At 73.0% G+C, this 11,961-nt stretch carries 5 protein-coding genes; 3 read left to right on the forward strand and 2 right to left on the reverse strand.

Annotated features, from left to right (window positions below; genetic code table 11):
* Positions 1-4: 4 nt before the first annotated feature.
* Together ACFWJW_RS07010 and ACFWJW_RS07015 are read right to left on the reverse strand one after the other, a co-directional pair.
* Positions 5-1,786 (reverse strand): thiamine pyrophosphate-binding protein, encoded by a 1,782-nt coding sequence (locus ACFWJW_RS07010; protein WP_387236069.1) that lies wholly within the window; start codon positions 1,784-1,786, stop codon positions 5-7.
* Between the two features lie 124 nt (positions 1,787-1,910).
* On the reverse strand, positions 1,911-3,491 hold the full coding sequence (locus tag ACFWJW_RS07015; RefSeq protein WP_387236072.1) for a sodium:solute symporter: 1,581 nt from the start codon (positions 3,489-3,491) through the stop codon (positions 1,911-1,913).
* Between the two features lie 192 nt (positions 3,492-3,683).
* On the opposite strand from ACFWJW_RS07015, the gene ACFWJW_RS07020 reads away from it, so the two are divergent.
* The 3 genes from ACFWJW_RS07020 to ACFWJW_RS07030 all read left to right on the forward strand — a co-directional run bounded on the left by ACFWJW_RS07020 (position 3,684) and on the right by ACFWJW_RS07030 (position 11,951).
* Complete coding sequence (locus ACFWJW_RS07020) at positions 3,684-5,309, forward strand: helix-turn-helix domain-containing protein (RefSeq protein WP_387236074.1); 1,626 nt, start codon at positions 3,684-3,686, stop codon at positions 5,307-5,309.
* 279 nt (positions 5,310-5,588) lie between these two features.
* Positions 5,589-5,972, forward strand: coding sequence for a hypothetical protein (locus ACFWJW_RS07025; RefSeq protein ID WP_387236077.1), 384 nt, complete (start codon positions 5,589-5,591; stop codon positions 5,970-5,972).
* A 72-nt stretch (positions 5,973-6,044) separates the two neighbouring features.
* Positions 6,045-11,951, forward strand: coding sequence for a toxin glutamine deamidase domain-containing protein (locus ACFWJW_RS07030; protein WP_387236079.1), 5,907 nt, complete (start codon positions 6,045-6,047; stop codon positions 11,949-11,951).
* Positions 11,952-11,961 lie beyond the last annotated feature (10 nt).

Below are 11,961 nucleotides of genomic sequence, written 5' to 3' on the forward strand. Positions count from 1 at the left end.
GGCCTCAGGACTCCAGATGGGTGGGCGCGAACATCCGCAGCCGGGCCGGGAGGACGACGACCGACGGGCCGGGGGCCGCCAGCGCCGCCGCCAGGTCCGTACCCAGCCGCTCCGGGCTCGTCCGGACGGCGGGGATGCCGAACGACCCGGCCAGGGCCACGAAGTCCGGCCGGGTGAGTTCGGTGGCGGTGGCCTCGCCGAACGCGTCGGTCATGTACTCGCGCAGGATGCCGTAGCCGCCGTCGTCCACGATGAGCCAGGTCACCGGCAGGTCGTACTGCCGGGCGGTGGCCAGTTCGGCGATCGAGTACATCGCGCCGCCGTCCCCGGAGACCGCCAGCACCGGCCGCGCCGGATCGGCGACGGCCACGCCCAGCGCCGCCGGGTAGCCGTACCCCAGCCCGCCGGCGCCCTGCGCAGAATGCAGCGCGTTGGTACCCCGCGGGTCGAAGGCGGACCAGGCCCAGTAGGCGAGGATCGTCATGTCCCAGCAGCTGACCGCGCCGTCGGGCAGCGCGTCCCGCACCGCGGCCAGGATCCGCTGCTCCAGGTCGAGTTGCTGCCCGGCGATCCGGTCGTGGACGCGGGCCAGGAGGGCGGCGACGGCGGCCTCGGGGGCGGGGGTGCCGGCTCCGGCCTCTCCGGCCTCTTCGGCTTCTTCGGCGGGGCCGGTTTTCCGGGGGCCGTGGTCCGCTCGGGCCTCCGCGGCCTGCCCGTCCCTCTCGTCCTTCCCGACCGCCTCGTCCTCCCCGGCCGCCGTGGCCGCCCCGACCGCCGTGACCAGCGCGGCGAGCGCCGCCCGCGCGTCCGCGTGGATGCCCAGCGCGGCATGGTTCGACTCCAGCTTGCCGAGGTCCGCCTCGATCTGCACGACCTGCCCCAGCGGCCGGAACGTGTGGTAATTCGAGGAGAGTTCACCCAGCCCCGAGCCGACCACCAGCAGGGTGTCCGCGTCCTCCAGGAAGGTGGTGGTGTGGCGGTCCTCCATCCAGGACCGGAGGGAGAGCGGATGCTCCCACGGGAAGGCACCCTTGCCGCCGAAGGTGGTGGCCACCGGCGCCCGCAGCTGCTCGGCGAGCGCCAGCAGCTCCGCCTCGGCCCCGGCCCGGACCACCCCGCCGCCGGCCAGGATCACCGGCCGCCGGGCCCGGGTCAGCCGGCTCGCCGCCGCCGCGATCAGCTCGGGCCGTGGCAGCAACTCCCTTGGCGTGGCGTCCAGTTGCGTCACCGGCGGGATGTCGACCTCCGCCAGCAGCACATCCTGCGGGATCTCCAGCCACACCGGCCCGTGCGGCGCGCTCAGCGCCGACTCCCAGGCGGCGGCCACCGCCGAGGGGATCTGTGAGGCGGTACGCGCCGTGTGGACGGACTTGACCACCCCGCGGAACGAGGCGCTCTGGTCGGTGAGTTCATGCAGATAGCCATGGCGCCCGCCGCCGATCCCGGCCAGCGGCACCTGACTGCCGATGGCCAGTACGGCGGCCGATCCTGCCGCCGCCTCCTGGAGCGCGGCCAGCGTCATCAGCGCACCGGGTCCGGTGGAGACCAGCAGCGGCGCGACCCCGTGCGTGGCCCTGGCGTACGCATCGGCGGCGAAGCCCGCGTTGTTCTCCACCCGCAGCCCCACGTAGCGCAGGGCGGAGCGGCGCAGCGCGTCGAACACCCCGAGCGCATGCTGTCCCGGCAGCCCGAAGACGGTACCCGCGCCGAGCGCGGCCAGCGACTCGACGACCAGGTCACCGCCGTTGCGCCGGTGCCCCGTAGCGGTGGGGTGGATGGTGCTCATGGATGCGGGGTGCCTTCCTTGTGGGCGGACGGGGCGGCGGGGGCGGGGACAGGACGGGCGGGACGTGCGGGCGTGCAGGGGGCGGGGGCCCGGGGGCGGCCCGCCCGGGGTGGCGGGTCCGGTGTCAGGCCCGCCCGGCGGCGGAGGGCGGCTTCAGCGCCAGTGCCACCGCCCCGGCCGTATCACCTTCCGGACCGCCCTCCGCATGCCCGGCCAGCCGCGCCCGCCAGGCGGCCAGTACCGCCGCGTCCGTGGGCCGGGTGGCCAGGCTGACGCCCACATAGGCCACGAGGGAGGCGAGCAGCCCGTAATAGATCGGCTCGTTGGCGAGGACGCCGAGCGAGACCATCAGGCCGATGACGGTCAGGCCGCCCACCGCGACCGAGGCCAGCGCGCCGGCGGCGGTGCCGCGCTTCCACAGCAGCCCGCCGAGGATGGGCACCAGCAGCCCGCCGACCAGGACGTTGTAGGCCAGGGTGAGCGCCTCGACGACATTGTTGAGCGCGAGTGCGATGACGATGACCGCGAGGCCCATGAGGAGGATGAAGGCGCGGTTGCCCCGCACCTCGTCCGGCACCTCGGCGCGTTCCCCGGCCCGTTCCCCGGCCCGGTCCGCCGACGGGGCCCCGCCGGGGTCGCCGGAGTCTTCCGCGCCCGGCTTCCGGCGCCCCGCGGCGACGCCCTTCACCCGCGCCCAGATGTCGTTGTGGGCGACCGTGGCACAGGCGATCAGCGCACCCGAGGACGTGGACATCACCGCGGACAGCGCCGCCGCCAGCACCAGCCCGCGCACGCCCACCGGCAGCGCGTCCCGGACGATCGTGGCGAAGGCGTCGTCCGGGCTGCCCAGGTGCGGGTAGAGCACCTTGGCCGCGGTGCCGATGACCGCACCGGCCAGGGCGTAGGCCAGACAGTACGTACCGGCCGCGGTGCCGCCCAGGCGCGCCACCTTGTCGCTGCGCGCGGTGAACACCCGCTGCCAGATGTCCTGCCCGATCAGCATGCCGAACGAATAGATCAGTACATAGGTGAAGACCGTCTGCCCGCCGATGCCCAGGGGCGCGAAGTAGTCGTCCGGCAGCCGCGCCTTCATCTCGGCGAAGCCGCCCGCCTTGATGACCGCGATCGGCAGCAGGAGCAGCAGCACCCCGATCGTCTTGACGACGAACTGGACCATGTCGGTGAGGGTGATCGACCACATCCCGCCGAGCGTCGAGTACGCGACGACGATGGCCCCGCCGAGGATGATCGAGAGCGACCGGTCCAGGCCGAAGAGCACATCGAAGATGGTCGCGTAGGCGATGGTCGAGGTCACCGCCAGCATCAGCGTGTACGCCCACATGACGACGCCGGAGATGATCCCGGCGGAGCCTCCGTAGCGCAGATCCAGCATCTCGGAGACCGTGTAGACCTTCAGCCGGGCGATCCGGGCCGAGAAGAAGACGCTCAGCGCGAGCAGCCCGAGGCCGATGGTGAAGACCATCCAGGCGCCGGAGAGGCCGTACTGGTAGCCGAGGCCCACCCCGCCGATGGTGGAGGCGCCGCCGAGCACGATCGCCGCCATCGTTCCCGAGTACATCGCGGGGCCGAGGCGGCGGCCCGCGACCAGGAAGTCGCTCTTGGATTTGGCGCGCCGCATTCCCCACCAGCCCATGGCGAGCATTCCGGCCAGATAGAGCACGATCACCGCGTAGTCGACAGCCATGGGCCATCCCTTCCAGCTGCGCCGAGGGGGGAGGGGGAGAAGGGGGGTGGGATACGGGGGGACGACGGGCGCTTGGCGAGCGGGGGTCCCGTCCAAGCGCCGCGTCCCGGGGGTTGACCCTAGGAGGCGGCCGGACGACGCTGAAGTGTACGTTTCCTCCACTCGCCACCCTCCGACGTGGATGGTCCGCACATGCCGCAGCCCATACCCCCGCCGTCCACCCCACCGGTGCCGCTGGCGGATCTCCTCGCCCGTACGGACCTGGGCCTGCGCCAGATCGCCGGCCCCCGCGAGGGCGTCGCCATCCACTGGGTGCACACCTCCGAGATGGCCGACCCGGTCCCGTACCTCCTGGGCGGCGAGATGCTGCTGACGGCGGGGATGCATCTGGCAGAGGTCATGGCGACCGCGGAAACCTCCCCGCCCGCCGCACTCGACGCCTACCTCGACGGCTACGCCGCCCGTACCGTCGCGGCCGGTGCCGCGGCCCTCGGCTTCGGGATCGCGCCGGTGCACGACACCGTGCCGCCCGCCCTGGTGGCGGCCTGCGACCGGCACGGGCTGCCGCTCGTGGAGGTCCCGGCGGGCACCCCGTTCACGGCCGTGGAGAGCGCCGTATGGCAGGCCGTGACGGAGGCCCGGCACCGCGAGCTGACCCGGCTCAGCGAGGCACAGCGCGCCCTGGCCGCGGCCGCCGCCCGCCCCGACCCGGCCGCCGCCGTACTGCGCGCCCTCGCCCGTCATGTGCACGGCTGGACCGCGCTGCTCGCCCCGGACGGCACGGAACACGGCACCGCCGGCCCCCGCCCCGCCCCCGCCGTACGGGCCGCGGCCGGCCGGCTCGCCCAGGTCATCGGCGCCGGCGGCCCGTCCTCGGCCACCGACACGCTCCCCGGCACCTCGCTGTCCGCCTACGCCCTGACGAGCCGCGGCCCCGGCCGCCAGGCGCTCGCCCTGGTCGTCGCCGCGGACCCGCACGACCCGCCGGCGCACGCCATCGCGGGCGTCGCCGCCGTACTCCTCGCCCTGATCACCGGCCCCGCCACCGCCCGCGGCCCGGCCGCCGCCGAGCACTCCGCGGCCCTGGTCCAGCTGCTCCTCGGCGCCCGCCCCGCCGACGTCGCCCCGCTCCTCGGCGCGCCCCTCTGGACCGTCGTCCACGCCGAACGCCGCCGCGACACCACGGAGTCGGCGGCCTCACTGGCCGCGGCCCTCGGCACCGCCCTCGTCGCCCCGGGTACGACCGCCGAAACCCCCGCTGTCTCTGGGGCGCGCCCCGCAACCGGCGGCGAAGCCACGGCCCGCGCCGCAGCCACCCCCACTGCCGCCCCCGCCCCCGGCACCGCCCCCGCCCTCCGCGCCCTGATCCCCGCCGACCAGGAGGTCACCGCACATCCGGGCTGGACACTAGGCGTCAGCGACCCCGCCCCGGTGGCTGAACTGGCCACCGCCGACCGGCATGCCGCCGCCGCACTGCGCCGCGCCCTGGCCGGCCGGACCGCTCTCGTACGCCATCACACCCCCGGCCCCCACAGCATCACCTCCCTCGTCGCCCCCACGGATGCCCGACAGCACGCCCAGGCTCTGCTCGCCCCACTGGCCGACTCCCCGCCCCTCCTCGCCACACTCCACAACTGGCTGTCCTTGCATGGAAGTTGGGACCGCACCGCCACCGCCCTCGGCATCCACCGCAACACCGTCCGCCAGCGCATCACCCGTATCACCGGCCTCCTCGACACCGACCTGGACGACCCCGATGTCCGTATGGAGCTGTGGTTCGCCCTCCGCTCCCTCGACCGGGACACGTCGCAGAGCTGACGCCTCGTCATGGCGCCCGCATGGCCGGTACGGGTCGGGTCGGGTCGGGTCGGGTCGGCGGACCGTACGGCCGGTTCGGGTGGGCGGACCGTACGGCCAAACCGGGCGCATGCCACGCCTCTTGACGTACCGCCCACTCCGGGGCCCCAGGCGGGCCGCGCCCCCTCCATCGGTGACACCCTTGTGACAGCGCACTCCTTGAGGCAGCACGGGCATACCCCACTAGACTCGTTGAATGTTGTGCGGTCCTGACGACGCTTCCAGGGAACGGGGGACGCCATGGCAGGGGATGGGCTCCAGGCCGACATTCCGTCACTGAAGTCCGGTGGCAAGGACTTCACCAGCGTGGGAAAGCGCTATCAGAGCGCGGTGACGAAGCTGAAGCATGCGCTGACCGGCCTGGAGGGCAAGGACACTCCGCCGTGGGGCGATGACGAGATCGGCGAGAAGTTCGGCGTGGTCTACGAGGGCCTGCGCGACGGCATGTACGAATCCATGGGGCATCTGGCCGCCAAGCTCCAGGAGATCGGCGGCGCCCTGAACACCATGGCCGAGAACCACCAGGCCGACGAGGACTTCAACGACTCCCTGATGAAGCAGCACATCGCCAACGCCGAGGCGGAGAGCCAGCAGATCATCGCCCTCAAGTCGCCGCACGTCTGACGCTTCATCAACACACCTGAGTCGTCGTCCCGTTCATGACCAAGCTGTACCGTTTACCGGGGGATTGCCGCCATGTCGCTCATGCTTCCTGACTGGCTCGAGTGGGTGCTCGAGATGCTCGGCTACGACTGGCCGACGGGCGACGAGGACAAGATGAACGACTCCGCCAACCAGTGGCGGGAGTTCGCCAACGCCGTCGAGCAGTTGCAGTCCGAGGGCGTGACCGCGGCGGGCAACGTGCTGTCGGCCAACTCCGGCGACAGCATCGACGGCTTCAGCAAGACCTGGGAGAAGTACTCCGGCAACGGCTCCGGTTACCTCGACGACGCCCGTAGCGCCGCCGAACTCATCGCGTTCGCGCTGGACGCCGGCTCCGGGGTCATCATCGGGATGAAGGCCGCGGTGATCGCCCAGTTGGCGATCCTCGCGGCAGAGATCATCGCGGCTCAAGCGGCCGCGCCCTTCACGTTCGGCCTCTCCGAAATCGGCGCGGCCGCGGCCACCCAGGCCACCCGGCTGATCGTGCGCCGCATCCTGAAGGAAGCGCGTGAGGCGCTGGTCGAGGCGATCGTTGAGACGGTCAAGGAGCCGGCCGTCTCGGCGCTGGAGGCGATGGTCTCCGACGCCATCGCGCAGGGCATGAACATGCACTTCGGGGCCCAGCAGGGCTTCGACGTCGGCCGTAGCGCCAAGACCGGCGCCGAGGCGGGCGTGGAGGCGCTCAAGAACTCCGGCCAGACCTTCGCCGAGTCCCTGCGCGACGGTGCGGGCAGCCGAGCGGGCCACCACGCCCGCAACGGCCTGGAGAACGCCGCCGGCCGGGGCGGGAGCGAGGGCGGCAGCGAGGACAGCGGCGGGAACGACGGGGGCGGCAGCGATTCCACGGGGTCCGGGAGCGGGTCGGGGGCCGGGGCGGACGGGTCCGGGAGCGGGTCCGGGTCCGGCAGTGGCTCCGGTGCCGGCAGCGGGTCCGGGTCCAACGGCGGCGGGACCGGCACGGACGGTGCGTCCGGGTCGGGATCCGGGTCGGGGTCCGGGTCCGGATCCGGGTCGAACGGAAGCGAGTCGGGCAACGGCTCCGGCCCGAATTCCAGCTCCAACTCCGGCTCCGACTCCGGCGGCCCTTCGCACTCCCCCCGACCGGGCGACACGTCCACGGACAGCGGTTCCGGCAGCGGTCCCGCCACCACCTCCGACAGCGGCACCCCGGGCCCGGACGGCAACCGCGCCACCCCCGAGTCCCAGCCGCTGCCGCCGCCGGACCAGCGCACCGCCTTCGACGAGGGCTACACGGGCGGCAACAACCACAACCCGTACGGGAACTCCCCCACCCCCGACTCCGGGCACACCCCGGACACGGGCCCCACCCCCGACTCCGCCGGCCCCCGCCCGGACTCCGGCACCACCCCCGACTCGGGCGGCCCCACCCCGGACACCTCCCGCCCGGACACGGACTCGGCGAGCACCCACCCCACCCCCGACAACACCCCGGACAGCGCCCGCCCGGACTCGGTCAGCACCCAGCCGGCACCCGACAACACCCCCGACTCCGCCCGCCCGGACTCCGTCAGCACCCAGCCGGCACCCGGCCCCTCCATCCACCCGGACGCCGCCCCGTCCCCCGACTCGGGGACCACCCCGTCCCCCGGCCCGTCCCCGGACCACGCGTCATCGCCCCAGTCCAACTCGCCCACCCCGGACGGCCCTTCCCACCCGGACGCGGCACAGTCGCCGCAGCAGCCCTCGCCCTCCCCCGACCCGGTATCCGGAAATCCGCCCAGCGACGGCGCCACCGCACCCCACGGCGACAACAGCGGTAACAGCGGCAACGGCTCCTCCAACGGCGACAACTCCCAGGGCGGCACCGGCGGCGGACGGCCCTCCACACCCCACGTGGGCGTGCCCTCCCAGGGCGCCCCCGTACAGCACTCCGGCTCGTCCGGCCCACCCATCGGGCAGCGGGACCCGGCCCCCGGCGACCCGATGCCGTACGTCCGCGATGACGACGACACCACGGTCACCACACAGTCCGCCGACACGCTGACCGCTCCCGCGCCCACCGCGCACGCGGCGGACACCGGCACGCCGTCCACGCCCCAGCAGTCCGCCCAGAACACCCCGCAGACCGCCGGCCCGGTGACGGGCATGCCGACCGCCGTGCCCTCCCAGGGCGGCCCGGCCACCCCCCAGTCCGGCGCCCCACACGGCGGCACACCGTCCAGCGGGAACACCCCCGGCCCCACCAACCGCCGCCCCGACGGCTCCCAGGCGATCCGCGACGTCACCCAGCAGCGCCGCCCCGAACCACCCCCGTACAACCCACGCCTCGACGGCCCCCGCCCCAACACCACCGCACCGGGCCCGAACCGCCGCCCCGACGGCTCCCAGATCATCCACGACGCCTCCCAACAGCGCCGCCCCGAACCACCCCCCTACAGCCCCCGCCTCGACGGCCCCCGCCCGGATCAGACCCAATCGCGTCCTGACCAGACGCAGCAGCGCCCGGACCAGACCCAGCCCGTACGCCCGGACCAGACGCAACCGCAGTCGTCCCCCCAGAACCAGCAGGGCCCCCGTCCGGACCAGAACCAGCCGCATCCGGACCAGACACAGCCCGTACGGCCCGACCAGACACAGCAACACCCGGACCAGACCCAACCGGTCCGCCCCGACCAGACCCACCCGCAGTCGTCCCCCCAGAACCAGCAGGGCCCCCGTCCGGACCAGAACCAGCCGCATCCGGACCAGACACAGCCCGTACGGCCCGACCAGCAACCCCCGCAGAACCAGCGTCCGGACACCCGACGGCCCGACACCACCCGGCCCGACGCCACCCGCCCGGACACCCCGCGTCCCGACGCGTCGCACCCGGACCAGTCACGTCCGCGCCCTGACGCCACCCGTCCGGACGACCCTCGCAACCCCCAGAACGGGCGCCCGGACCCCCGTCAGCAGCGCCCCGACCAGGCCCCGACGCGTCCGGACACCCCCCGCCCCGACGCCACCCGTCCGGACACCCCGCGTCCCGACAACACCCAGCGTCCTCCGCAGCAGCAACCGCACGACCCCACCCAGCAACGTCCGCAGCAACAGCAGGCACCGCAGCAGCCGCAGCCGCAGTCGGCTCGTCCGGACCCGCGCCAGCCGCAGCCGGACCGCCCGGACCCCCGTCAGCAGCCGACGCTCCAGAGCCACCAGCCTCAGTCGCAGCCGTCGAATCAGCACCCGCAGCAACAGCAGAACCAGCAACCGCAGCACCAGAACCAGCACCAGCCCCAAAACCAACAGCAGCAACAGCCGCACCAGCAGCCGCAGCCCCCAGCCCCGATTCAGCACCACACCCAGAACCAGAACCAGCAGCCCCAGCAGCAGCCGCACCCACAGCAGCAGCCCGCGCCGCCCAACCACCCCCCGCGGCCGAGCCTCAACGACGTGCGGGCGAGCCTCAACCACCAGCCCAGCGGCCTGTATTCACCGTTCCCACACGACCAGCAGGCGCTGGAGAACCAGTTCCCGCGCAATCCGGACGGCAGCCCGCAGCGTCATGCGGACCCCTTCCAGCCCTGGTCCCAGCTCCAGAACGACGGCGGCCCGAACGTCCCCGGCCGCTCCAACAACTGCGCCGACTGCACCCGCTCGTTCATGGAGTCCTGGTACGGCAACCCCCAGGTCTCGGCACCCCGTACCTACGACAACGACGGCCACGGCGGCCTCGACCGGGTCAGCGGTGAGCGCGACGGCACCAACAACATCCAGAACTGGGCCGGCACCAACTTCCGCCACTCCGGCCAGAACTCCCAGGACAGCTACCAGCGCATCGCCGACGAACTCCGTCAGTCCGGCCACGGCTCGGCGGCCGCCGTCCTCGTCACCTGGCCCAAGAACCCCGACGGCTCCGGCGGCGGCGCCCACGTCTTCAACGCCGTCAACCACAACGGCCGGGTCGTCTGGGTCGACAGCCAGACCGGCCAGATCAGCCAACAGCCCATCCACACCAACGCCGACGGCGTCTGGCACCTGACCCTGGACGCCGACCGCAAGCCCTTCGACCCGGCGGCCGCCCAGCAGCAGGGCCAGGGGCAGGGGCAGGGGCAACACCAGAGCCAGCAGCAGAACCCGCAGCAGAACCCCCAGACCCAGCAGCCGGGCCCGCACCAGTCCCAGAACCAGGGCCAGCCCCAGAACCAGCCCCAGCAGCAGAACCCACAACAAAACCCGCAGAACGCCCCCGGCCCACATCCCGCCGGTTCCCCCGGGGACGGCACCACGTCCGACGCCTCCTACGACCACCGGCCAGATCACCACTCCCCGGCCGATCCGTCACCGTCCCACCAGACCCCGGACAACGGAAACGCGAACCACCAGCCCCCCGCCGACAACCCACGAGGCACGCACCACCCCGCAGACGCCGACACCCCTCCCGCCACGGACCGCCGTCCCCCCGAGAACCCGTCCGGCCAGGACACCCCCCAGCCGCCGTCCGACCCTTCGGGCACCAAGCGGCCGGCCGAGGACGGGATCGAGCAGGGCGATGCCAAGCATCCGCGGACGGACATGGAGATCGACAGTCCGGAGCCCGAGGGCGGGCACGGCGACGGCCACCCTTCGCCGTCCCCAATGGATGTCGACAGCCCGGAGCAGCAGACCGGTTCGGACCCCCATTCGGCGGAGAACACCCGGGAAGAGCGCAACTCCGACCTGCCCGAGCCCGAGCGGACCACGGACCACCACGCTTCGCTGCCCCCGGACTCGGAGCAGCAGGGAATCCGGGTCGACCCGAACCATCCCGACGCGCCCCATCCGCACCCCGTCTACCGCATCGGGCTGGATCCGGTCCATGACCGCATGCAGCACTGGGCGAACGACGGAAGCCTCGCCGATCTGCTCCAGCGGGCCGCCGACCGCAAGGCCGCCGCCGACGCCGCCCGGGCGAACAACAAGCAGGACGGCAAGGACCCCGTCGAGATTCCGCCGACGGCCTTCACCGAGCGGGAACTGCGCGAGGTCCTCGGCAAGGACTTCGCCGCCATGAACGACGGCCAGCGTGGCGCCGTCGTCGCCACGCTCGCCCGGATGAGCCAGGCGTTCCACGAGGACCAAGGCGTGGGCCAGAGCCCGCAGCGGGCCACCGACGGCGAGAATCCGTACCACGGCGCCCCGCCCCGTAAGAAGGACGGGAAGCCCGACCCCATCGAGCAGAACGAGGTCTCCGCCGGTGCCCACTCCCGTGAGCAGTCGAAGCCCGCGGGGTCGTGGCCGCAGGAGTACCGGGAGCCCGGCACGCCGGAGCACCAGGCGCTGACCGATCTCCGCGACGCGCGCCGCCCCAACCTGGCAGGCCGCGACCTGACCACCGCACACGTCAACCAGCTGCTGCGCCAGGCGGGTTCCACCCGGCCCGACTTCACCGGCAAGAACTACGCGGTGATCGAGGTCGTCGACAGCGAAGGGAACAGCACCTACGTCGTCGACTCCTCCATTCCGGCCGGAAACTCGGGATACACCCCGCGGCACTCCGAACGGCATCTGCTGGAGTGGGTGGAGCGGCTCAACAAGAGCCAGACGGCCAGCGGCCAGGGCACGTACGACATCGCCGGTCTCTACACCGAACGCGAGCCGTGCGGCGAGGGGTTGGGGCACGCCCACTGCACCACGGAGATCCAGAAGCGTCCGCCCTTCCCGGTCTACTACAGCACGACCTACCGGACCGATCCGGAAGGCCAGCCGGCCCGTGACGAGGAACGTGCCCGCCTCCAGCAGGAGCGCAAGGACCTGCTGGCGAGCATGGAGGGCCAGTCGGAGGCCGCTCAGAAGGCGGCCCTGCGCAAGGCGGAACTGTCCGACTCCAAGATCGATGAGCGGGTGAAGGCCCACCGGCAGCCCAACGAGCAGATCATGGACGAGGAGATGGACAATCACCTGCGGAAGATGGGCCGTATGTGGGCGACCACCCGCATGCATATGCTGCCGAAGCCGTAACCGAGGAGAG

The organism is Streptomyces sp. NPDC127097, assembly GCF_042724075.1.
Classification (GTDB): Bacteria; Actinomycetota; Actinomycetes; order Streptomycetales; family Streptomycetaceae; genus Streptomyces.